This window comes from Corallococcus macrosporus DSM 14697 (assembly GCF_002305895.1).
Taxonomy (GTDB): domain Bacteria; phylum Myxococcota; class Myxococcia; order Myxococcales; family Myxococcaceae; genus Myxococcus; species Myxococcus macrosporus.
In genome coordinates this window covers 3523775-3547381 of sequence record NZ_CP022203.1, presented here as the reverse complement: position 1 = coordinate 3547381, position 23607 = coordinate 3523775, and the positions used below count along the sequence as shown (strand labels likewise).

The window sequence follows — 23607 nt, the reverse complement described above, 5'->3', positions numbered from 1 at the left end:
GCACGATCCTCAACAGTCGAAAGCTATGGCACCGCGGGGACGCTGTAGATGCCAGCCTTCGGGCCCTGCGTAATCGCGTACACGGCAAGCGAGTCATTCTTGCCCCCGAAGGACACCGGCACCTGGACGCCCTGGTCCAGCGTCTTCCGCGCCTGGGTCTTCACGTCGTACACGGCCACGTCATAGGTGTCCGAGTCCATCCGGGCATACGTGACGAGCACCCGCTGGCCGTCTTCCGACAGCTTGTAGCTGAAGATGCCCTGCAGCCACGTGCGGGGCTCCGCCTGCCTGGGCAGGTCCATGGCCATGAAGTCACAGGAGCGCCCGTTGCGGATGCAGTTGGAGCGGAACACCACCTGCCCGTTGGCCGGCGTGAAGCCATAGCCGAAGACGCCCTGCTGCACCTTGGCCGCCTTCTCCTCGCCCAGGGTGTACAGCATCAGGTCCACCGAATACGCCGGCTTGAGGATGCGCGAGAGGAACGCCAGGTAGCGCCCATCCGAGCCCCAGACGAAGTTCGGCACACGGCCGCCCACCTGCTTCGTCGCGCCGTCCGGCAGCGCGGCCACCGACATCAGCCCGGCGTTCGCCGTGGAGTCGTACTTCTCCAGGAAGCCCACCGCCCGCGAGTCCGGCGCGAAGGCCAGCTTCTCCACCTGCACGCCCAGCTTGCGCCCCGCGCCGCCCGACGCCGGGCCCAGGTGCAAATCTCCCGGCACGTTCGGCTTGCCGTTCTCCGTGCGCGCCAGCCACTTGCCGTCCGGCGAGAAGCCAAATACGCCCGAGGCCACCGCCACCCGCTTCGCCTTCAGCGCCGGCAGCTCCGCCAGGTACAAGTCATACAGCCCCCGCACCGACTCGCTGCGCACCTGGAAGGCCACGCGCTGACCATCCGGGGAGACCTCGTAGTCCCCCACCTGGTCGCCCACCTTGATGGGCGGCGCGTCGGGATTGTCCACGGAGATGGCCGCCAGGCCCCCCGCCGCGGACAGCCGGCGCTTGAAGAGCAGCGTCTTGCCGTCCGGGGTGAACTGGGCCGTGCTGACCTCCCCCGCCACGTCCGTGAAGGGGCCCGACGGCAGCGCGCCCAGCTTCAGCTTGCCGCCATCCACGAAGGCCACCTTCGTCCCGTCCGGGCTGGGCAGCATGTAGCTGACCGCCGTGCCCAGCACGACGGGCTCCGCCGTGGCGTCGTCCAGCGAGGCCACGGTCAGCGCGCCCGACTGCGTCGTCGGGCTGTAGCCGGCGAGGAAGAGCGCGTACTTCGAGCCCGGCGCCACCAACTGGCCCCCCGGGACGTTCGTCACGCCCTCGCCCAGCTTGCGCGGCTCGCCGCCCTCCACGGGCACCACGAACAGCTCGCCCAGCACCATCTGCGGCGGGATGCCGTCCAGCGCGGGCTTCTTCCCGTTGACGATGTACGTGGCGAAGCGGCCATCCGCCGTCACGCGCAGGTCCGTCACCCGGCCCGCGGCCAGGAGCGTGCCCTGCCCCGCGCCAGGGGCACCGGGCGGGGGCGGCTTCTCCGCCGTCGCGGCGGCCTTGGTGCGCCGCACGCCCGGCGCCTCCGAGCCGCCGTTTTCGCCCTTCTTGCAGCCCGTGCCCGCCATCACCAGCGAGGCCACCAGGCCCGCGGTCCACAGCCGCCCCTGCCGCATCCGCATCATGCGCTCCTCTGGTCCACGTGCTCGGGGGCGCCCACCGTCGGGACGCCCGCGTGCGGCAGCCATGCCGCCAGGTCCTGCTTCGCCCGCGCCGAATACGCCGCGCGCTTCTCCGCCTTCTTCATGCGCCCGGTAATCGGCGGGAAGATGCCGAAGATGATGTTGGAGGGCTGGTGCGGGTAGTCCGGCGGATGCGCCTCTCCCGTCACGTGCCGCAGGAGCGCGCCCATCGCCGTGGTGGCCGGCGGCGGCACCCACTCCGCCCCCGTCAGCTTCGCGTGCAGCGCCAACGCCACCAGGTATCCACACGCCGCGCTCTCCACGTAGCCCTCCACGCCGGAGACCTGGCCCGCGAAGTAGAGCCGGGGCTCCGACTTCAACGACAGGTCCTTCGACAGCAGCCGGGGCGAGTCGATGAAGGTGTTGCGGTGGATCTGCCCCATCCGGAGGAACTCCGCCTGCTGAAGTCCGGGGATGAAGCCGCTGAAGATGCGCTTCTGTTCACCCCAGGTCAGCCGCGTCTGGAAGCCCACCATGTTCCAGGACGTGCCGCCCACGTCCTCCATGCGGAGCTGCACCACCGCGTAGGGCTCCACGCCCGTGCGCGGGTCCCTCAGGCCCACCGGCTTCATGGGCCCGTAGGCCAGGGTGTCGTCTCCGCGCTCGGCCATCACTTCAATGGGCAGACAGCCTTCGAAGTATTTCGGTTCCTCGAAAGCGTGCGGCACCACCTTCTGCCCCGCCTTCACCTCGGCGATGAAGCGGTAGTACTCGTCCTTCGTCATCGGCAGGTTGAGGTAGTCGTCCCCGCCGCCCTTGCCGTAGCGGCTCTGGCGGAACGCCACGTTCATGTCGATGGAGTCCGCCGCCAGGATGGGCGCGATGGAGTCATAGAAGTAGAGCTTCGTCCCCACGTGACGCTCCAGCTCCCGCGTCAGCGCGTCCGACGTGAGCGGGCCGGTGGCGATCACCACCGGGCCGTCCTCGGGCAGGCGCTCCACCTCGCCGGCCACCAGCTCCACGCCGGGCTGGCGCAGCAGCGACTCCGTAATCGCGGCGGAGAAGCGCTCGCGCTCCACCGCCAGCGCGTCACCGGCGGGCACCCGGTTGGCGTCCGCGGCGCCCAGCACCAGCGAGCCCAGCGCGCGCAGCTCCGCGTGCAGCAGGCCAATGGCGCTCTCCGGGTTGTCCGAGCGCAGCGAGTTGCTGCACACCAGCTCCGCCAGCGTGTCCGCCTTGTGCGCCGGGGAACGCTTGTGGGGCTTCATCTCCCGCAGCACCACCGGCACCCCGCGGCGGGCGAGCTGGTAGGCGCACTCGGTCCCCGCCAGGCCTCCGCCAATCACCGTCACCCGCTGCTTCTGATCCGCCATCCGCTTCCTCCAGGCCCGCGCCACGCGGCCGTCCAGCAACTGTTAGCAGGACTGACACGCCCGGGCCCAGCGTCGATTCAGCCGTGTGCGACCCCACGCTTTCCCTCCGGATTCACGCCTGGCCGGCTGCCCAGCGGCCCACCTGCGCCCCCCGTTGGAAGGCGCGGTTTCCCTACCTGGGTTGCACCCCTACGTTTCTCGCGTTCGCCGCTCGGGGGCGGCCTGCATCCGAGCGAGCGCCCATGAACTCGAAGACTGGGAGTACCGAAGCCATGGCGACCCGCCGCATTCAGGACCTGAACCGGATCCGCGAACTCCTCCAGCGCCGCCGCCGGGAGATTCTCAGCGCCAATGAGGGCGCGCACCGCGAGCTCACCGCCCTGAAGAACCAGGAGAGAGACCCCGAGTACGAGGAGAACGCCCAGTCCGAGCTGGCCGACTACACCCTGTCCAGCCTGATGGAGTCGCAGCGGCGCGAAATCATGCTCATCGACGCCGCGCTGCGCCGCATGGACATGGGCGTCTTCGGCGAGTGCGTGGACTGCGGCTTCGAGATTCCGATTGAACGCCTGGAGGCCCTGCCCTTCGCCATCCGCTGCGAGGAGGACGCCAGCATCCACGAGCTGGAGACGCGCGGCGGCCCCATGGCCAGCCCGTCCCTCTGAGACGAGCCGGGCGCGCGCTCCCGGTGCCGCCCCGGGAGCGTGCTACTCGCCCTCTTTCTGGAGCACCACGAAGCGGTAGTTCTCCAGCTCGTTCTGCCCCGCCGTGTAGAGCACGGTGAGGAGCATGTCGTAGGGGATCTTCTTGTCCGCGATGACGGACAGCTCCCCGCTGAAGGGCGCGGAAGGGTTGCGCGCGGCGATGTACTTCAGCTTCTCCACTTCCTTCTTCAACTGCGCGTCCAGCGGCAGCACCAGCCGGCCCTGGAGCTTGTCGGCCGGGAACTGGCCGTCCTGCAGCCGCAGCACTTCCTTGTCCCCCACCAGCACGTTCTTGGGGGTAATCGTGACGGCCACGGTGTCCCGGGGCGTGGCGCGCGTGGAGGACACCGGCGGACGCACGTCCTCGGACGCGGTCACCGCCGCGGAGGACGACGCGAAGGACTTGAGCAGGAACACCAGGAGGATGGTCATCATGTCCATCATCGCGGTGATGTTCAGCTCCTTGATCTCCCCCGCCGCCTCGCGCTCCTTGCGCTTCTTGCGCGCCAGGGCCCGGCGGTAGCTCAGCCGCGCCACCGTCTCCGCGTCCGGCGTGTCCAGGGCGGGGCTCGTCGGGTCGGCCATGGCTAGATGGCTCCCAGCGTGACGTCCGGGAACAGCAGGCGGCGCTCGCGGCCCTGCGTCTCACGGATGGCGTCCAGCGTCTGCGTCAGCGTCTCGTAGGGGACGTCCGGGTCCGCGCCCACGATGACCTTCGTCTCCTTGGGGAACGCGGACTTGATCTCCACCATCTTCGCGTTGAGCGCGCCGAAGTCGTGCATGCCGTCCGCCTTCACCGGGATGGTGGGCGTGCCGGCCTCGCCGAGGATGGCGTTCTCACTGCTGACGAAGTGCCCCTTCTTGGAGATGAGCACGGACAGCGTCAGCTTGGGCGCGTCGTCCGGGTCCTCCTGGGCCATGCCCGTCGTCGGCGCGCCGTAGGCGGGGGCGTTGACGTTGATGATGCCGAACGTCGCCAGGCCGGTGATGGACAGCAGCATGAAGATGATGAGGTTCATGAGGATGTCGAGGTACGGGACGATGTTCAGCTCGCCCGTCTCCTCTTCCTCGCGGACCTTCAGCTTGCGCCGGGAGTAGTGGAACGCCATGGCCGCGTGCCCCCGCGCTCTACGACGCGCGCGCCTCGAGCTCCGTGGTGGCCGGGTCCACCGCCCCGCGCCGGGACAGGAGGTTCTCCAGCTTGAGCGCGTGTAGCTCCATGCCCTCCACCATGCTCTTCGCGTACGACGTGAGGAACAGGTGGAAGATGATGCAGATGACGGCGATGGAGAGCGCGAAGGCGGTGTTGTTCATCGCCTTGGAGATGCCGTCCGACAGCAGCACCTGCTTCTGCTCCGCCGGCACGTTGCCCAGCGCCTGGAAGGTGCCGATGAGGCCGAAGATGGTGCCCACCAGCCCCACCAGCGTGGCGATGTTCGCCAGGGACCACAGCCAGGGGATGCGCTTGGACACGTGCGGGCTGTGCTCGACGATGGCCTCCTCCACCGCCTTGGAGACCTCAATCTCACCGCGGTTGGCGTTCACCAGCCCCGCGCGGACCACCTTGGCCAGCGGCGCGTTGGGCGCCATGGCGCACACCTTCACCGCGCGGTCCAGGTTGCCGCTGCGCACCAGCTTGGCGATCTGCTCCATGAAGGGCGGCGCGTTGAGGTTGTAGCGGAACACCAGGGTGACGACGCGCTCCAGCGCGACCGCCAGCGAGCACGCCAGCCAGAACAGGTTCACGAACATGAACGGTCCGCCATCCTTGAAGAACTTGATGACGGAGTCCGTGACGCCCATCTGGCCGCCTTCCGTGGCCGCGAAGGTCACGTCCAGCAGCAGCTCGCTCACCGAGGGAATCATTGCGCCCAGAGTCCTTTCGACGCCCGCCCCCCGGGGCGCGCCCGGCCGGACGCGGGCACCCGTTCGACGTTTCCCGGGGAGGGAGCAGCCTGGACTTCTAGGGCGGGCCCGCCGAGGCTGTCAAGCCAAGGACGGGCCATGCCCACGTAACTACTGGGCTTTCAAGCAGCCGAGGAGGCCTCGGGTGACCCACCCGGGCCCGCGGGCTGCTCGGTGATTTCGCGCCGGTAGTCGCACTCCTTGTTGGGGCACGCCACGTACGGGCCGTCCCGCTTGGAGAACTTCTGGAGCAGGTAGGGCGAGGCGCAGGTGGGGCACGGCTCGGCCAGCGGCCGGTCCCACGCGGCGAACTTGCAGTCCGGGTAGCGGTTGCAGCCGAAGAAGATCTTCCCGCGTCCGCTGCGCCGCTCCGTCAGGTAGCCCTCCTTGCACTCCGGGCAGGACACGCCAATGGAGATGGGCTTGGACGTCTTGCAGTCCGGGTAGCCCGAGCAGGCGAGGAAGCGCCCGAAGCGGCCCCGCTTGATGACCATGGGCTTGCCGCACTTCTCGCACAGCTCGTCGGTGGTCTCCTCCTCCACCATGACGATCTTGCCCTCGGCGTCCCGCTTGAAGTCCTTCGTGTTCTTGCAGTCCGGGTAGTTCGAGCACGCGAGGAAGTGCCCCATCTTCCCGAACTTGATGACGAAGAGGTTGCCGCACTTCTCGCAGGGGATGTCCGTCTTGATCTCCTCCCGCTTGACGTCGCGCATCTCCGCTTCGGCCTTCTCGAGCGTCTCCTTGAAGGGCCCGTAGAAGTCGTGCAGCACCGACTTCCAGTTGGCCCCGCCCTCGGAGATCTGGTCGAGCTTCTCCTCCATGGTCGCCGTGAAGGTGACGTCCAGCTCATGGGGGAAGTGCTTGACCAGCATCTCATTGGTCATGTTCCCCAGGTCCGTGGGCCGGAAGCGCCCCTCCAGCTTCTCCACGTACTTCTTGTCCTGGATGGTGGAGAGGATGGCGGCGTAGGTGGACGGACGGCCAATGCCCCGCTCTTCCAGCTCCTTCACCAGCGTGGCCTCGCTGAAGCGCGGGGGCGGCTGGGTGAAGTGCTGCTCGTGGAGCAGCTTCTGGAGGTTGAGCGCGTCGCCGTCGTTGAGCACCGGCAGCTCGCCCACCGCGTCGGCGCCCTCGGCGTTCTCGTCACCGGCGGCCTTGGCCTTCTCCTTCTCCGCCTCCTCCTCCGGCGTCAGCCCGGCGCCGTACACCGCCAGGTAGCCGGCGAACTTCAGCGTGCTGCCGGAGGCGCGGAAGGTGGCCCGGCCCGCGGCGATGTCCGCGCTCGTCTGATCATAGACGGCGGGCTTCATCTGGCACGCCACGAAGCGGTTCCAGATGAGCTCGTAGAGGCGGTACATGTCCTCCTCGCCCATGGCCTCGAAGAAGCCCTTCACCCGCTCCGGCGGGTACTCCAGGGACGTGGGCCGGATGGCCTCGTGCGCGTCCTGGGCGCTCTTCTTGCTGCGGTACACCATGGGCTCGTCGGGCAGGAAGTCCTTGCCGTACTTGCCGTCGATGAACTCGCGCACCTGCTTCACCGCGTCGTCGGACAGACGGGTGGAGTCCGTGCGCATGTACGTGATGAGCGCCGTCTGGCCCTCGTCACCCAGCGGCACGCCTTCATAGAGGCGCTGCGCCAGCGTCATGGTCTTCTTCGCGGTGAAGGACAGCCGGTTGGCCGCCTCCTGCTGGAGCTTGGAGGTGATGAAGGGCGCGGGCGCGTTGCGGCGGCGCTCGCGGCGGTCCACCTTGGCCACCGAGAAGCTGGCCGACTGCAGCTCGGCGACCAGGCCCTCGGTGGTGGCGCGGTCCTTCAGCTCCACCTTCTTGCCGTCCACCTTGGACAGCTTGGCCTTGAAGGGCGGCGGGCCGGAGGGGCCCTCCAGCAGCGCGTCCAGCGTCCAGTACTCCTCGGGGACGAAGGCCTTGATCTCCTCCTCGCGCTCCACGATGAGCCGCACCGCCACGGACTGCACCCGGCCGGCGGACAGGCCCCGGCGCACCTTCTTCCAGAGCAGCGGGGAGATCTGGTACCCCACCAGCCGGTCGAGGATGCGGCGCGTCTGCTGCGAGTCGTAGTTGTCCTGGTTGAGCTGCCGCGGCTGGGCGATGGCTTCCTGGATGGCCTTCTTGGTGATTTCGTTGAAGGTCACCCGGAGCGCGTCGGGGTGCGCCAGCTCCTCCTTGATGTGCCACGCAATGGCCTCGCCCTCGCGGTCGGGGTCCGTGGCCAGGAAGACGCGGTCCGCCGACTTCGCCATCTTCTTGAGCTCGTTGAGGACCTTCTCCTTGCCCTTGATGACGGTGTACTCGGGCTGGAAGTCGTGCTCCACGTCCACGCCCATCTTGCTCTTGGGCAGGTCCTTCACGTGGCCCACGGACGCCTTCACCGTGTAGCCGGAGCCCAGGTACTTCTTGATGGTCTTCGCCTTGGCGGGCGACTCCACGACGACCAGGTAGTGCGGGCCCTTGCCACGGGGCGTGGCCTCCTCCTCCGCGTCCGCTTCCACGGTGGGGAGCGCGTCCTCGTCACCCTTCTTGGTGCGGCGGCGCGCAGCCGTCTTCTTCTTGGCGACGGTCTTCTTCCTGGCCGCAGGCTTCTTCTTGGCGGCGGCCTTCTTGGCGGGCGCCTTCTCCTCGGCCGCCTCAGTCTCTTCCACCTTCTTCTTCGTCCGCGTGGCCATGACTCTCCTACCTAGATTCTCTCGTACAGCCTTCCCGGGTGCTGGATGACCAGCCCCGTCAACTCCAGCTCCACCAGCGCGCTGACGAGCGCCGCCGGTGAAAAGGTGCTGCCGACCAGCACCTCATCGAAGCTCCGGGGAACCCGGTCCAACAGCGAGAAGGCCCCCTTCGCTTCCGCGGAGAGGTCCTCCCAGGCGCCCATCGTCCCGGGAGGAACCGCCGCCAGGGGGTCGATTTTCAACGCCCTCCACACATCTTCCGGGCCCAGGCACGTCGCCGCACGCCCGTCCCGCAGCAACGCGTTGCAGCCGGCCGCCTCCTCGTGGCGCACGTCCCCCGGCATCGCGAACACCGGCCGCCCCTGCGCCCGCCCCGCCTCCGCCGTGTAGAGGCTCCCGGACTTCGTCCCCGCCCGTAGCACCAGGACCGCGTCGGATGCGCCGGAGATGAGCCGGTTGCGCCGCGGGAACGTCGTGGTGCTCGCCCGGACCCCGGGGGGCAGCTCGCTGAAGAACATGCCCCCTCTGGCCAGGAAGTGAGGGAGCAGGCGGGCCTGCGCCGTGTCGAGCGCATCCAGGGCGCTCCCCAGGAAGGCCCACGTCTCCCCGCCCGCGTCCAGGGCGCCCCAGTGGCACGCCCGGTCCACCCCCGCCGCCGCGCCGGACACCACGCCCACCCCGGACTCCGCCACCTGCTGCGCGAAGCGGCGCGCGAAGGGCAGGAAGCCCTGGTCCGGGTGGCGGCTGCCCACCATGGCCAGCCGGCGCCGTGGCAGGCCCGGCGCGCCCCGGTAGAAGAGCAGCGGCGGCGCGTCCTCCACCTCCGCCAGCCGCTCCGGGAAGCCCGGCTGCCCCTGGAACGCCACCTTCATGCCGGAGGCCTGGCAGGCTTCCCACACCCGCCACGCCACGGGCGAAAGGCGCTCCACGGAGGCGAGCCGGCGGCGAACCTGTGCGGAAACCGGCGCCTGGGACACCCAGTCTCGCACCGGAGTCGCGGCGAGCGGGGCGAGGCTTCCGTCCGCGAACGCGCGCAGCGCGGCCAACGTCCTCGGCCCCAGGCCGGGAACGGCCCAGAGCGCGAGGCATGCCTGCTGCTCCGCCGTGAGGCTGTCCGTCTCAGCGTCCGCCATACCCGTCCCCCGCTCGATACCCACCTATATAGAAGGTGGGGCCGCTGGGAGGGGCGCGACACATAAACACCGGACCGCCACGGGTCAAGCACTCAGCCCCTCTGCCCCAGGGGCCCATTGCACTTTTCCTGCCGCCGGTCAGCGGCTGGCGGACGGCCCGGCCCCCGGCGCCATGTAGGCCCGGTCTCCGGGGACCAGTTCCTCCAGGGAGCGCGTCATGAGGCAGTTGGACGTGCGCTCCTTGAGCTCGGTCACCATGCACTCGCCGATGCTCCGCCAGGGGAAGGCCTTCTCCGCCTTCGACGGCTTGCGCACGTCGTGGCCCAGCACGTGGCGGGACGGGTCCCCCTTGCGGAGGATGGTGAAGGTGTTGCCCAGCTCCACGCCGTCCGCGCTGCCCCGGTCGATGACGATGCTGTTGTTCTCTCCCATGATCGTCAGGTACGGCACCAGGGCGGTGATGACGGTGCCGTCCACCTGCTTCGCGTTGGGCCGCCGCGCCACGCGCTCGGTGAGGCGCTCACCCACGGGGCCCACCAGGTCGCCGCGCTCGATGCCGTCCCACGTGTCCATGATCTGCGCGGTGACGATGCCGTCACCCACGCGCTGCACGCGCAGGGTGCCCACGAAGTCGGTGAGGTAGCCCAGCGGGCGCCCGTTGATGGGGTGCTTCACCGCCTGGGTGGTGTGGAAGACGACGTAGCGGTCTCCCACCTTCACGTCGCCCTTCCGCTTGAAGCGCACGTAGACGCTGTCCGGGAAGGAGAGCATCACCGCGTTGGAGGGCGAACCCTCGATGCGGCCGGCCTCGTCCAGCTCGCGCTGGGTGACGAAGCCCTGCGTCGTCACGGGGACGGAGCTGGCCGCGTCGAAGCCGATCTTCCCCGTCACGGTGACCTGGTCGTTGGAGGCGAACTCCGTCGGGGCCGTCAGGTCGCCCTCCTCGACCACCATCTCCGACACCTGGGTGGGGACCTCCTCGCCCGCGCCGAAGAAGCGCACCTGGTTGCCGGGGTAGATCCAGTGCGGGTTGGCGATCTCCGGGTTGTAGGACCAGACCTTGGGCCAGTACCAGGGGCTGCCCAGGTAGCGCTGGGACAGGTCCCAGAGCGTGTCCCCCGTCTCCACGGAGTGCACCGTCCCAGGGGAGCTCTCACGCCCCTGCGGCGCGCCGGGCGGGATGGCGACGGAGGTCGGCGGCGCGGTGTCCGGCGCCTCGTCCATCACCTCGGCGCTGTCCATCTCACTGCCGGTGTCCTGCTCCTCCTCGTTCTCCTGCTGGGCATGCGCGGCCGGCACGACGGCGAGGCTCAACATCAGCGAGGTGAGAATCCGGGAGCGCATCGCGGGACGTCCTTTCGAAAGAAGCTTCACTGGGGGAGCGCGGCGAGCCGCTGTTCCGCCTGGGTGGCTGCCGCCGTCCCCGGGAACTGGGTGACGACGCGGGTGTAGAGCACCTTGGCATCCGCGGCCTGGTTGAGCCGCATCTGGCACTCGGCGAGCCGGAGCATGCCGTCCAGCATGGCGTCCCCGGCGGGATAGCTGTCGATGAGCCGCTGGAACGTCACCGCGGCCCCCTTGAACTCGTTCAGGCCCATCTGGCCCAACCCGCTGAAGTACAGCGCGTTGTCCGCGCGCGGGTGGCGCGGGTTCTCCGCCGCGAAGCGTTGCAGCCTCTCCACCCCGCCCTCCACGTTGCCGGTGCGGAGCATGTTCACGAGCTTGTCGAACTCCGCCTGGAGCAGGTCGGGGTCCTTCTCCTCCCCGGCGTCATCGCCCGCCGCCACCATGGTGGCGCCGCCCGAGGCCCCCGCGTCCTCGGCGACGGGGCTGATGAACAGCTCCACCTGCTCGTCGTCCGGCTCCACCACCGCCACGGCGGTGGGCAGCCTGGGCGCGGGCTCGAAGCGCGGCTTGAGCTTCACCACCGCCAGCTCCGGCGTGGCGCTCAGCGACTCCGCGGGGGACGCCTCCACCTTCACGGGCACGGGGCGCGCCGCCGGGACCTCGGCCGAGGCGCTCGCGCGCGACACGGCCTCATGCGCCTCCAGCCGGGCCACCCGGTCCTGAAGCCGCTCCTGGGACGCGCGCAGCGTGCGCAATTCGGAGCGCAGCGCGGCGACCTCCGCCTCCGCGGGAGCGGTGGTGGCACAGGCGCTCAGCGCGCACAGGGGCGCGGCGGCGAGCAGGCGGAAGATGACGGAGCGCGCGGGCACGGGCCTTTTTCAGCAGAGGGGACTCCCCGAGGATAGGAAGGCCCGTCGGAGAGCGTCAAGAAATCGGCCCCCCGCACCGGGAGGCTAGAAGCGGTGTACCACGTAATTGAGGTGCCGCCCCGTCCGCCCCGCGTCCCGGCGGTGGGAGAAGAAGCGCGTGGGATCACACGCGGTACAGGCGTGTAGCACGTCGACGTGGGCCGGCTTGAGCCCCGCCGCCAGCAGCGTCTGCCGCACCGCGCGCGTCAAATCCAGCCGCGGCGTGCCCTCCGCCCACCGCACCACGTCCGCCCCGGAGCGCGCGCGGAAGCGTTGCGCCAGCTCCTCCGACACCTCGTAGCAACAGACCTGTATCGCCGGCCCCACCGCCGCCAGCAGCCGCTCCGGCCGGGCCCCCGCGCCACCAGCGCCTCCACGGCGCGCGCGCTGATGTCCGCGTCCGTGCCCCGCCAGCCGGAGTGGACCGCCGCCACGCCGCGCCCCTCCGGGTCCACCAGCAGCACCGGCACGCAGTCCGCCGTGCCCACCGCCACCCAGCTTCCCGGCGTGCGCGTCCACAGGCCGTCCGCCTCGCCCTCCGTGGGGCGCAGCCCCTGGGCGCCCTCCCCGCTCCGGGCCTCCACCACGCGGTCGCCATGGACCTGGGACACGCGGCTCAGCGCTTCGAGCGGCGCGCCAGCGGCCTGGGCCAGGCGGCGGTGGTTCTCCTCCACGCGCGCCCGTTCGTCGCCCACGGAGAAGCCCAGGTTGAGCGACGCGTAGGGCCCCTCCGAACAGCCGCCGGCGCGAGTGGTGAAGCCGTGCGGCACGGGCAACAGCGACGAGGTGAGCGGCTCGGTCGGCATGGAATCTCCGGGAATCCTCCGGGTTGATGCATCAGGAGGTGATCCAGCGTCAGCGCAATCGTAGGATGATTTCGCTGCTTCGTTTGACAGGTAGCGTCAGCCACCTGACAATTCACGGACCGTCCGAACTCCGTGAAACCAGTCCGAAACCCCGCGCTCGAGAGCCGCGAGCACCCGCATGCCCCTGGGTCCCGACACCGTTGGTCGCAAGCTGCTGTGGAGCATCGCCCTGCCCGGGCTGCTCGTGGCGCTGCTCGGCGTCGGCCACTTCTGGCGTGAGGCGCGGGTCGCGGTGCAGGACGCCACCCAGGTGGAGTCGCTGGCGCTGGCGGAGTTCGTCGCCTCCACCTTCACCCTCCCGCAGGCGCGCGGGGCCCCGGCCCACGGCGCGGTGACGGAGGTGCTGCGCTCCGACACCCGGCTGTTCCGCTCGGTGGAGGACGTGCGGGTGCTGACGCTGGACGGGCGCATCCTCTGGTCCCGGCGCACGGGCGAGGAAGGCACGGTGCACCCGGAGGCCGCGCGGCTGACGGCGCCCGGCCCCGAGCGGGCGCGCTCGGTGGCGCGGATGACGGAGGTGATCCGTCCCCTCGGCGGCCCGGAGTGCGCGGGCTGCCACACCACGGGGGACGTCCCCGGCGCGAGCATCCTCCAGCTCCGCATGGCGGAGCCGGCGCTGCACCAGCAACTGTCGTCCGTCTTCGGCGCGGCGCTCGGGTCCATGGGGCTGTTCGTGGTGCTGCTGGCGCTCATCACCGGGCTGGCGCTGCACTTCATCCTCACCCGCCCGCTGCGCAGGCTGAGCGCGGCCATGCGGCGCGCGGAGGCGGGGGACCTGCTGGTGCGCGCGGACGCGCGGGGCACCGACGAGCTCGCGCGGTTGGGCGCGGCCTTCAACCAGATGCTGGCGCGGCTCACCTCCATGAAGGCGGAGGAGATCGACACCCACCGCGACCTGGAGCTGGTGAAGGAGAAGCTGGCCCTCAAGGACGAGCTGGAGGACCGCCTCAAGGAGCTGGCGCTGCTGTTCGACGTGGCGCGCTCGCTCAACGCCACGCTGGAGCTGGACGAGCTGCTGGACGCCGTCACGCGGCTGGTGACGGAGCGGCTGCGCATCCCCGAGTTCTCCATCATGTTGATGAACCCGGACGGCGTGCTGGAAATCAAGCATGCCTGGCCGGAGGGCCGCGGCGCGGAGGGCCTCACCTTCGCGCTGGGCGAAGGCGCCTGCGGGCGCGCGGCGGAGTCCCGCAAGGCCGTGTACCTGCCGGACACCGCGGACCGCTCCAGCGTGTTCGCCCGGCCGGACCTGGTGAAGGGCGGGCTGAACAGCGGCGCGCTGCTGGCGGCGCCCATGGTGCACATGGAGACGCTGCTGGGCGTGATGAACTTCCAGCGCCCCGAGGTGGCCAGCTTCTCCGCGGAGGAGATCGAGCTGCTCACCGCGGTGGCGGACGTGGTGGCCACGGCGGTGAAGAACGCCCGGCTGCACGCGGAGACGGTGAAGCTCACCATGACGGACCCGCTCACCGGCGTGCCCAACCGGCGCCACCTCTTCCAGCGCATGGAGCTGGAGCTGGCGCGGGCCAACCGCTTCGGCACGCCGCTGGCGCTGCTCATGGTGGACGTGGACCACTTCAAGCGCATCAACGACCTGGCCGGCCACCGCGTGGGTGACGAGACGCTGCGGCGGGTGTGCGACGTGCTGCGGCTGCGCGTGCGCAAGGTGGACACGCTGGCCCGCTACGGCGGCGAGGAGTTCGTGCTCCTGCTGCCGCAGACGCCCAGGGCGGAGGCCATGGAGGTCGCGGAGAAGCTGCGCCGCGCCGTGGCGGAGTCGGTGGCCCTGGCCCAGCCGGGACTGCCGGGCAACCACGTCACGGTGTCCATTGGCGTGTCGCACTTCCCATCCGACGCCACCGCCCAGGAGGAGCTGGTGGACTGCGCGGACGCGGCGCTCTACTTCAGCAAGCGCACGGGCCGCAACCGCACCACCCTGTACGAGGCCGGCATGGAGCTGCACCCCGGCCGCGAGCGCGGGCCCCACACGCCCTCCGCCGAGCCCCCCGCCGTCGCCGCCCCCAAGCCCCCGGGGGGCGTGGCCAAGGCGTAGCCGCTCAGCGGCTCACCAGCGTGCGCGCCGTGGGCCGCTCTGCCCCAGGTTGCTGAGGCCCACGGGCAGCCCGCCGGCGCGCAGCCGGGAGGCGAGGTGCTCGGGGTAGCCGCCCACGCCCACGGCCGTGCTGTCCCCCAGCGCGACGTCGTTGACGCTCATGCGCCGCTCCCGCGCGCTGGCCTCACGGCACGCGCAGGGCGCGCAGGTTGCGGGCCCCGCCCGGCGCCGTCACGCGCAGCAGCAAGGTGCTGCCGGACGCGGCCCCCTTGATGATGCTCGCCAGCGCGTCCGCGCTCTCCACCTTCTTGCGGTTGGCCTCGATGACGACCATGCCGGGCTCCAACTGCGCGCGGTCCGCCGGCGAGCCGGGAATCACGTCGGTGATGAGCGCGCCGCTGCTGTCCGTGAAGCCGGCCTGCTTCGCGGTGCGCGCGTCCAGGTTCTGGAGGCTGACGCCCACGCGGCGGGAGCTCTCCTGCTGGTCCTCCGGGCGCTGCTTCGCCGAGGCCACGCCCTCCAGGTCCGGCCGCGTGCCCAGCGCCACCTTCACGTCCCGCTTCTTCCCGTCGCGGAACAGCGTCAGCGTGGAGGTGCTGCCGGGCCGCTTGAGCGCCACCGTGCGCGTCAGCTCGCCGCTGGAGGTGACGGTCCGCCCGTCGATGGCGATGACCACGTCATCCTGCTTCAGGCCCGCCTTCGAGGCCGGCGAGGCAGGCATCACCTGCGTGAGGATGGCGCCCTCGTTCACCGGGAGCTTGAGCGCGTTGGCCAGGTCCCGCGTCAAGTCCTGGATGCCCACGCCCAGCCACGCGCGCGTGACGGAGCCTTCCTTCTGCAACTGCGGCAGCAGGGAGCTGATGAGGGTGCTGGGCACCGCGAAGCCGATGCCGGAGCCACCGCCCACGATGGCGGTGTTGATGCCCACCACCTCCCCCTTCATGTTGAAGAGCGGGCCGCCCGAGTTGCCCGGGTTGATGGCCGCGTCCGTCTGGAGGAACTCGTCGTACTGGCTGGCGCCAATCTCACGGGCCCGCGCGGAGACGATGCCCAGGCTCACGCTGGAGGCCAGGCCAAACGGGTTGCCGATGGCCACCACCCAGTCCCCCACGCGCAGCGCATCCGAGTCGCCCAGCTTCACCGTGGGCAGGCCCTCCACCTTCTCCTTCAGCCGCACGAGCGCCACGTCGGTGAGCGGATCCCTCCCCACCACCTCGCCGCTGAAGCTGCGCCCGTCGTCCAGGCGGATGGTGATGCTGACGGCCTCCTCCACCACGTGGTTGTTGGTCAGCACCAGGCCCTTCGGGTCGATGATGAAGCCGGAGCCCGCGCCCTGGCGCAGCGGCTCGCGGCGTTGGCTGCCGCCTTCCCGGCCTCCGCCGAAGAAGCGGTCGAAGAGCGGATTGCCCTCCATGCCCCGCGGCAGGCCGCCCCCTCGGGCCTGCACGTCCACGTTGACCACGGCGGACTTCACCGACTCCACCAGCGGCGCCAGCGACGGGAGCGTCTGGGCTTCCCGCGTGGCCGGCTGGAGGACGTTGCCCGCGCCCGGCTGCGTGGCCGCGGGCGGCTTCGGCGCCTGGGCAACGGCGGCGGGGGGCAACGCGACCAGCAGCGCGGCGACGAGCGCCTTCCGGAACGAGACGGTCGAACGGTTCATATGCAGACCAAGCTAAAGCCGAAAACCTGCCCCGCAAGCCAAACCGTCTGTCGTGGCGACAGGAGGACACATCACCCCACCCTGCATCCCCCTGGCCTCAAGCAGGCAGATAGAGCCGGTAGTCCAGCTCTGGATAGAGGTTGTCGCGGCCCTCCACCTGGGAGAGCCAGCGCTCGTCCAGACTGCCGCCGCGGAGCTGCTCGTGCAGGCGCTGGAAGCGCAGGATGTGCTCGCGCGTGCGGCGCTGGGCGTACTCCACCATGGTGCCCGTCTTCATGATGAAGGCCCAGTCGGAGGACTGGGCGAGCAGCAGCTCCCGGGCGGCCTGGTTGAGCGCGCGGCGCTGCAGCTCGTTGGCGTCCGGGAAGTCCCGCGCCAGCTCCACCATCTGCTTCGCGCACTGGTTGAGGTGGCGGTAGATCCAATCATTGCTCCCGTCGAGCCACATGGTGGCGTAGCCCCCCGCGCCCCAGGAGGACAGCGGCGGCGTGGCCACCTGGTTCTCCGGGTGCTCGCGCAGGTCGTCCGACGGCGTCACCAGCCGGAACGTCTGCTGCTCCCGCGCGGCCTTGCGGATGAGGAAGTCGAGGAACTGAGGCCCCTCGAACCACCAGTGGCCGAAGAGCTCGGCGTCATACGGCGCGACGACCACCGGCGCCCGGCCGCCCAGACGCGAGGCGAGGTCCTCTATCTGCCGTTGACGGTTGAACAGGAAGTTGCCCGCATGCACCGCGGCCCGCTCTCGCGCGGCGCGCGGGTCATAGGGGCGCTTCTCGTTCGTCTTCCCGGTGATGCGGTAGTACTTGAAGCCGGTGTTCTTGCGCTCGCCGGTGGGCTGGATGAACGGGCGGATGTAGTCCAGGTCCAGGTCCCAGCCGATGTCCCGGTAGAACTCGCGGTAGTCCGGGTCGCCCGGGTAGCCGTGCTCGGTGCTCCACACCTGCTGGCTGCTCTCCGGGTCGCGGGCATACGCGGCCACGCCCGCCTCGGTGAAGACGGGCGCGTAGGGTCCGTGCAGGGGCCGGGGCACGGCGTCCGTCAGGCCGTGCGTGTCGACGAAGAAGTAGCGGATGCGCTCGTTGGCCAGCAGGCGCTCCAGGCCCGGGTAGTAGCCGCACTCGGCGAGCCAGATGCCGGCCGGGTCTCTGCCGAAGTGCTGGCGGTAGTGGTTCGCCGCCACCGTCACCTGCGCGCGGACGGCCTCGGGCACCTGCTGCATCAGCGGCAGGAAGCCGTGCGTCGCGTTGCAGGTGAGGATGTCCAGGTGGCCCGCGTCCTGGAGGCGGCGGAACGCGGAGACGAGGTCCCTCCGGTACCGGTCGTGGAACGCGCGCCGCAGTGACTCGAAGTGGTCACGGTAGAAGTGGGCCAGGGGCCCGAAGGTGGCGTCGTCGCGCGTCCGGTGCACCTCGCGCGCGCCGAGCTCACACAGCAGGTCCAGCCGCCGCGCGTAGCGGCTCATCAGCAGCTCGTCTCGCAGCATGGAGACGAGCGTCGGGGACAGCGTCATCGCCAGCCGGAACGGGACGCCGTCCTCCGCCAGCGCGTCGAAGACCTGGAGCAGCGGGAGGTACGTCTCCGAGATGGCTTCGTACAGCCAGTCCTCCTCGAGGAAGTCCTCGTGTTCGGGGTGCCGGACGAAGGGGAGGTGCGCGTGGAGGACCAGCGCGAGAGAGCCCAGGCTCATAAGCGTTCAATGTCTCCGTGCGGGTTCAGGAGCGGCCGTCGCTCGAAGGCGGCTTCCGGGGGAGCGGCTCACCCGGGGCCTGGGGGGATGGGCCCTCGCGGGCCTCGAGGGAGGGCCGCTGCGGCGCTGCGCCGCTGCCGCCTGGGGGCCGGGCGCCGCCGTGCTGTGACGAAGACGTCCGCGGCAGCTCGAAGTAGCGGTGGTTCTCCTCCGGCTCGGGCGCGGAGGGCACCTCCCCGGCGGTGGCGTGGCGGTGCTGCTCGACGGCCGACGTCGATGCGGTGGACGAGCGCCCCGTCGTGGGTGCCTCGAAGTACCGGTGGCTCACATCGGCCTCCGCGGGCGATGGCGTTGCGACAGACGCACGTTGCGCGCTGGCGCTCGATTCGACAGGGCCCACGTCCGCTGCGCCCTGCCGCCTTGGAGGTGACTCCAGGGCGCGGTGCTCCGACGCGCCGGTAGCACGTGCCGGGGCTTCGAGATGGCGAAGGTCCGAAGCGCCCGGAGGAGACTCCAGGGAGCGGTGCTCCGATGCTCCCTGCGCTCGGGGAGGTGCTTCCAGATAGCGGCGCTCGGACGCGCCTGGCGCACGGTCCGAGGTCTCCAGGTAGCGCAGGTCCGATGCGCCCGGGAGGCTCCTCACGTCCAGGTAACGCGGCCGCGCAGACTCGTCACGCGCACCGGGGCCCTCCGCGTAGCGCAGGTCCGACGCACCTGGAGCGCCCTTCACGTCCAGGTAGCGATGCGGCGACACGCCACTGCCCACCGGACGCGCGGTGCCACCCTCCGCGTAACGCAGGTCCGACGCACCGGGGAGGCCCTTCACGTCCAGGTAGCGATACGGCGACGTTCCACCCGTGGCGCTGCGCACGTCCGATGCAGCGGGGAGTCCCTTCGCGTCCAGAAGCGTCCGGGCCGTTCGCTCCCCTTCCGAATAGCGCAGGTCCGATGCGCCCGGCGCACGGCTCAGCGTCTCCAGGTATCGCGGCACGAAGGCAGTCCCAGCACCGTGCTCCCCGCGCGCGGCCTCCGCCACGTAGCGCTGCTCCGACGCGCCCGCGGCGCGCCCCACCGTCTCCACGTACCGCTGGTCCGAAGCCCCGGGCGCACGCGCCGAAGCCTCGACATAGCGCTTGTCCGACGCCCCGGGCGCGCGCGCGGGCCCTTCCAGGTGCGCCTCCGCCTCCGCCTTCGCCGCTCGCTCGCGGTGGACTTCCGGCACGTCCAGCACGCCGCCACTGCCGGGCAGCTCCACCCGGCGCCACGTGACGTACTCGCGCCCCTCTTCCGGCGAAGCCTCCTCAGCGGCCACGGGCGGCGCGGCTTCCGCCGGAGGCACCCGCAGGAATCTCACCGTCAGGTCCGTCGACACGCCCGAAGGAGGCAACGTCGCGCGATTGCTCGAAGCGCCGATGCGCCGGCTCCGGCCATCACGTCCGACGTAGTGCGCCTCCACGCGGTACGTCCGGCCCGGCCCCAATCCGTGGATGTAGAAGCCGCGCGCATCCACCCCGAAGGCCAGCTCCCGGTCCACCTGTTCACCGTCGAACACTCGCAGCACCGGCCGTGGCGACTCCAACCCAGCCTGCGCGCGCAACCGCGCCCCCAGGCTGAAATCCCAGGACACGAAGAGCGTGTGCGGATCCCTGGGCAGCAGGAGCATGGCGTCGTCGTGATACCCCTCCGGCAACTCCCCCAACCCCTCGTCATCGACGGGGGGCGCGGGCGGCGCCGCCACCGTCTCCACCAGGTGGTGGCTGCGCGCCTCGGCCTCTCCGGCCACTCGCGCCACGAAGAAGCCCTCCACCACGGGCTCCGCGGCGTGCTGCACCGGCGCGGACCGGCTGACGGGCGACGGCGGAGGCCCGGGTTCCGGCTCGGGCGCGACGGGTGGCGTGACGTGCTTGGAGAGCGAGGACACCACCGGCGTCACGGGCTCGCGCGCGCGCTCCACGCGTGGCCTGGGCGGAAAGGTCACCACCTGGGCGGGCCGGGTCGTCGGCTTGCTCCCGGGCTTCTCGCTGGCCCGCTTGGCCGCCACCCGCTTGGGCGCGGACACCTGCCCCCTCCCGGGCGCGGCCCCTGCCTTCGGCTTCGAGGCAGCGGGCTTCGCCACCTTGGGCGCCTTCACGGGCTCGGGCCGCTCCGCCCTGGCCTTCTTCGACGCCGCGGGCCGGGCCGCTGGCGCGGCGGGCTTCGCGGCCGAGCGCTTCCGCGGCACGGGGATGCCCGCCAGCCGGGCGAGCTTCGCCAGGGCGGGGACATGGGTGGCCAGGGCGGCGAGCAGCTCCTCCTTCTTCATCCGGCTGTAGCCGCTCCCCAGGTGCTTCCGGGCCAACTCCCTGAGGTAGCTGACCGTCACGCTCTTGAGGTCTTCCATAGGCAAGCAGGCCTTTAGGTCGCGGGTATAGGAGGGTCAACGTGCCAGCATTTCATGTGTTCTTCGCCCGACCCCGATTCTCATCGCATCACCCGATGACACCCAGGGGATGGCTAGGTATCCTGCCCACGCTTGAGCGACCTGCCCAGACTGCTCCTGTGCAGTTTCGACGTCATCCCCGGTCCGTCGGGCTCGTCCCGGCGTTTGACCGAATACTTGAAGGCGTTGCCGGACCGCTTCTCCGTGGTGGTGCTGTCGGCGAAGACGCCTGACCACTCCCACATCGAGAAGTACCAGGGCGCCCGCCTGCTGCGCGTCCCGGTAGGCTCGGGGGACCTGGCCTCCCGCATCCAGGCCTTCGAGCGGGCCGTGCGCCGGCAGCTCGAGAGCGAGGACTACGCGCTCGCCCACTTCACGGACCCCTTCGGGGGATACGCGCTGTGCGAGCTCAAGGGAGACTACGGGTACCGCCTCATCTATGAGGCGCAGACCTTCCCTTCGCAGGAGCTGCGCTACACCCACCCCCAGACGGAGGGGGACCGGCGCTTCCTGTCGAAGATTCGCCGGCAGGAGCTGTTCTGCCTGATGAACGCGGACCTGGTCGTCACCGGCTCGGAGGCGACGCGCGCGTACATCCAGTCGCTGGGCGCCAGCGAGGACCAGGTCCGGGTGCTCCCCGCGCCGGTGGACCTGGCCCCCTTCTCGCCCGACGTGCTGGGCGCCCCGGACGGGGAGCCGCTCCGGATGATGTACCTGGGCAGCCAGGTGGGCTGGCAGGGCCTGTCCACGCTGCTGCGCGCGGTGGCGCTGGCGGCCCGGCACGAAGAGGTGCGCCTCACGGTGGTGGGCGCGCGTCACGCGGACTGGCAGCCGCACCTGGATGACCTGGTGAAGGAGCTGAAGCTGGGCGACCGGGTGGAGTTCCAGCCCCCGGTGAACCACGACGACCTGGCCAAGGTGCTCGCGCTCGCGGACGTGGGCGTGCTCCCGCTGGAGGACGTGGAGCGCAACCGCGTCCAGGGCGGCCCCCTGGCGAAGGCGTCGGAGTACTGCGCCGCGGGCCGTCCCCTCATCGCCGCGGACCTGCCCGTGACGCGGGAGCTCATCCCGGAGGCCGCGGGCCTCTTCTTCCCCCCCGGCGACAGCCAGGCCCTGGCCGACCGCATCCTCGAGCTGGCACGCGACGTTCCGCGCCGGCTGGAGCTGGGCCGCGCGGCCCGGGCCCACGCGGAGGAGGCGCTCGACGCGGGGCTCATCCGCGGCAAGCTCCTGGACCTGTATGACTCGCTGCTGGAGAAGCGGTCGGAGCCGGTCTCCACCACGAGCGAGGACGACCTGCCCGCGCCCACCACGGTGACGGGGACGCCCACGAACCGGCTGGCGGCGCTGCTGCCCCCCGAACCCGCCCCCACGGCGGCGCCGGTGGCGAGGTCGAAGGCGCCGGAGCCTCGGAAGGACAAGGACGCGCCCGCCACGAAGCCCTCGAAGAAGGAGGACCTGCCGCTGGTCCTGGGGCAGGTGCTGGACGAGGGGCTCGACACGCGGCTCGTCAAGACGGAGCTCGAGTCGAACCCCATTGGCCCGCCCGTGGTGATGGGCGCGCCGCTGCGTGAGCAGCCATCGACGGCGGGGGCTGAAGCGGCAACACCCCGCCCATCCGAGGACCCCGAAAATTCGCTCCCGATCGTCCAGGCGACGGAGTTCGAAGACGCCGACGAGCCGCCGTCGGCGCGGGCCGCTTCGACGGCCGACGATGCGAGTGGCCCCTCCGAGCCGACGCCCGTCACCAAGGCGCCGCCCCCTTCGGGACGGCATCCTGCGTTCGCGAGCGCGGACGGCGAAGAAGACGCGGGCACCACGCCTGTCACGAAGGCGCCCTCGCCTTCGGGCCGGCCGCCTGTCTCCTCGGGCCCGGACACCCCCGAGAGCGCGGGCACCACGCCCATCGTCAAGGTGCCACCGCCTCCAGTCCGGCTGCCGTCCACTTCGAGCACCGATGGCGCGGAGGCCTCGGCGGCCACGCCTGTCGTCAAGGTGCCGCCCCCGCCGGGCCGGCCGCCTCCCCCCGTGAGCGCGGACGCCGGCGAGACACCGGCGCCCACGCCCATCGTCAAGGCCCCGGCCGCGCTGAACCGGGGCGAGGCCCGGGCCAGCGAAGGCACCGGGGAATCCGACGAAGCCCCCGCGCCGACTCCGGTCGTCCGCAGCCCTGTCCTCGGCGCGCGCTACGAGCCCCCCTCGCACACGCCAGTGGTCCGCTCCCCCTTCGAGCGGGAACGGGACGAGCCTCCCGCGCCGACGCCCATCATCCGCGTGCCGACGGAGCTGCTGCGGGAGCTCCTCCCCTCGCGGTCACCCAGCGGCGGCCGTGGCGCACAGGGCTCGGGCCGTCCGGACGAGCACCCGACGCCCACGCCCATCGTCCCCGCGCCCTCTCCCCTGTCGAGCCGGAGCATCTCGGCCCGCATGGAGACGCCCGCCGGCCGCATGCCGTCGCTCACGGAGCGGTCGAAGACCTCTGAGCACGAGCGAACGCCTCCCGTCCTCCGCTCCGGCCCCGGCGCCCCCGACGGTGAGCGCCTGCCGCCCATCCGAGGAGGCACGGCCGCGTCCACGCCGGAGCGCCCGGCGCCGACGCTCCACCCGAGCGCCGCGACGCCGGAGGCCGACCGCCCACCCGCGCTCCCGCCCCGCGCGGCGACGCCTCCGCCCGTCCCGAGGCAGCGGCCGCCCACGCTGCAGTCCGTGGATGGCCCGCCCCGCCTGGAGCCGTTGAGCCCGCGGACGCTCAAGGCCTCCGCGCCGCTCCCCAGCGCCGAGGACGAAGAGCCGGAGGAGATCTCCGAGGACGAAGCCGAATCGCTCGACGAAGGCGATGACAGCCCTCCCCGCGACCGGCCCCAGCCCGATGAGCCGGACGAAATCAGCAGCGACGAGGTGGAGGAAGCGGAGATTTCCGCCAGCAGTGCAGCGCAGCTCATCGACACGGACGACGACCTCGAAGAGGCCGACGCCGACGTGGCCCCCGCGTCCCCCGACGAGGGCCCCGCCCCGGAGCCCGTTCCCTCGACGCTGAACCCGTGGTTCGCGCAGCTCGCGCACGGGTACTGCCCTCCCGACGGCATCCGGTTCGACCGTCACACGCCGCCCACCACCTTCCCCGGCCGCGACGAACCGACGAACCCCGCCCACCCCGCCCCTTCAGGCCGTCCGGAAGTGGTCGTCCGCGGCAAGAGCTCGTGA

The 23607-nt window shown here is 71.1% G+C and carries 16 protein-coding genes and 1 pseudogene; 3 read left to right on the top strand and 14 right to left on the bottom strand.

Going from position 1 to position 23607, the window contains the following annotated elements; all coding sequences use genetic code 11:
* Positions 1-23: 23 nt before the first annotated feature.
* Together MYMAC_RS14870 and trmFO are read right to left on the bottom strand one after the other, a co-directional pair.
* Positions 24-1667, bottom strand: a complete 1644-nt coding sequence (locus MYMAC_RS14870) for a PD40 domain-containing protein (protein WP_095958574.1) — start codon at positions 1665-1667, stop codon at positions 24-26.
* Entirely contained in the window at positions 1664-3037 is a 1374-nt protein-coding gene (gene trmFO, locus MYMAC_RS14865; protein WP_095958573.1) for a methylenetetrahydrofolate--tRNA-(uracil(54)-C(5))-methyltransferase (FADH(2)-oxidizing) TrmFO, read from the bottom strand. Before trmFO ends, MYMAC_RS14870 begins: the two co-directional genes overlap by 4 nt.
* A 272-nt stretch (positions 3038-3309) precedes the next feature.
* Between trmFO and MYMAC_RS14860 the strand changes: the two genes are divergently transcribed.
* The gene (locus MYMAC_RS14860; RefSeq protein ID WP_013939579.1) at positions 3310-3702 is read left to right on the top strand and encodes a TraR/DksA family transcriptional regulator; all 393 of its coding nucleotides are present in this window, start codon (positions 3310-3312) and stop codon (positions 3700-3702) included.
* 42 nt (positions 3703-3744) lie between these two features.
* Here the strand turns inward: MYMAC_RS14860 and MYMAC_RS14855 are convergent, their stop codons facing one another.
* The 8 genes and pseudogenes from MYMAC_RS14855 to pgeF form a co-directional block, all read right to left on the bottom strand.
* Entirely contained in the window at positions 3745-4326 is a 582-nt protein-coding gene (locus MYMAC_RS14855; RefSeq protein ID WP_095958572.1) for an ExbD/TolR family protein, read from the bottom strand.
* Positions 4327-4328: 2 nt separating this feature from the next.
* A complete protein-coding gene (locus MYMAC_RS14850) occupies positions 4329-4850 on the bottom strand; it encodes an ExbD/TolR family protein (protein ID WP_095958571.1) in 522 nt (173 codons plus the stop codon).
* Between the two features lie 19 nt (positions 4851-4869).
* On the bottom strand, positions 4870-5607 hold the full coding sequence (locus MYMAC_RS14845; RefSeq protein WP_013939576.1) for a MotA/TolQ/ExbB proton channel family protein: 738 nt from the start codon (positions 5605-5607) through the stop codon (positions 4870-4872).
* 161 nt (positions 5608-5768) lie between these two features.
* Positions 5769-8330: a type I DNA topoisomerase gene (topA, locus tag MYMAC_RS14840; protein ID WP_013939575.1), complete on the bottom strand. Its 2562-nt coding sequence runs from the start codon at positions 8328-8330 to the stop codon at positions 5769-5771.
* An 11-nt stretch (positions 8331-8341) separates the two neighbouring features.
* A complete protein-coding gene (locus MYMAC_RS14835; RefSeq protein WP_095958570.1) occupies positions 8342-9463 on the bottom strand; it encodes a DNA-processing protein DprA in 1122 nt (373 codons plus the stop codon).
* A 138-nt stretch (positions 9464-9601) separates the two neighbouring features.
* The gene (locus tag MYMAC_RS14830) at positions 9602-10807 is read right to left on the bottom strand and encodes a LysM peptidoglycan-binding domain-containing protein (RefSeq protein WP_204817634.1); all 1206 of its coding nucleotides are present in this window, start codon (positions 10805-10807) and stop codon (positions 9602-9604) included.
* Positions 10808-10833: 26 nt separating this feature from the next.
* The gene (locus MYMAC_RS14825; protein WP_013939572.1) at positions 10834-11679 is read right to left on the bottom strand and encodes a tetratricopeptide repeat protein; all 846 of its coding nucleotides are present in this window, start codon (positions 11677-11679) and stop codon (positions 10834-10836) included.
* Positions 11680-11763: 84 nt separating this feature from the next.
* Positions 11764-12524, bottom strand: a pseudogene (gene pgeF, locus MYMAC_RS14820) (peptidoglycan editing factor PgeF).
* Between the two features lie 178 nt (positions 12525-12702).
* Here pgeF and MYMAC_RS14815 point away from each other — a divergent pair.
* The gene (locus MYMAC_RS14815) at positions 12703-14637 is read left to right on the top strand and encodes a GGDEF domain-containing protein (RefSeq protein WP_013939570.1); all 1935 of its coding nucleotides are present in this window, start codon (positions 12703-12705) and stop codon (positions 14635-14637) included.
* 12 nt (positions 14638-14649) lie between these two features.
* Here MYMAC_RS14815 and MYMAC_RS14810 read toward each other — a convergent pair whose 3' ends face one another.
* The 4 genes from MYMAC_RS14810 to MYMAC_RS14795 form a co-directional block, all read right to left on the bottom strand.
* Entirely contained in the window at positions 14650-14799 is a 150-nt protein-coding gene (locus tag MYMAC_RS14810) for a hypothetical protein (protein ID WP_239989535.1), read from the bottom strand.
* A 22-nt stretch (positions 14800-14821) separates the two neighbouring features.
* Entirely contained in the window at positions 14822-16297 is a 1476-nt protein-coding gene (locus tag MYMAC_RS14805) for a trypsin-like peptidase domain-containing protein (RefSeq protein ID WP_095958568.1), read from the bottom strand.
* Positions 16298-16394: 97 nt separating this feature from the next.
* Positions 16395-17984 carry a glycoside hydrolase family 57 protein gene (locus tag MYMAC_RS14800; RefSeq protein WP_095958567.1) on the bottom strand — a complete coding sequence of 530 codons (1590 nt, stop codon included), beginning with the start codon at positions 17982-17984 and terminating at the stop codon, positions 16395-16397.
* 25 nt (positions 17985-18009) lie between these two features.
* Positions 18010-20364 (bottom strand): DUF4912 domain-containing protein, encoded by a 2355-nt coding sequence (locus MYMAC_RS14795; protein ID WP_095958566.1) that lies wholly within the window; start codon positions 20362-20364, stop codon positions 18010-18012.
* A 174-nt stretch (positions 20365-20538) separates the two neighbouring features.
* Between MYMAC_RS14795 and MYMAC_RS14790 the strand changes: the two genes are divergently transcribed.
* Positions 20539-23607, top strand: coding sequence for a glycosyltransferase family 4 protein (locus MYMAC_RS14790; protein WP_095961585.1), 3069 nt, complete (start codon positions 20539-20541; stop codon positions 23605-23607).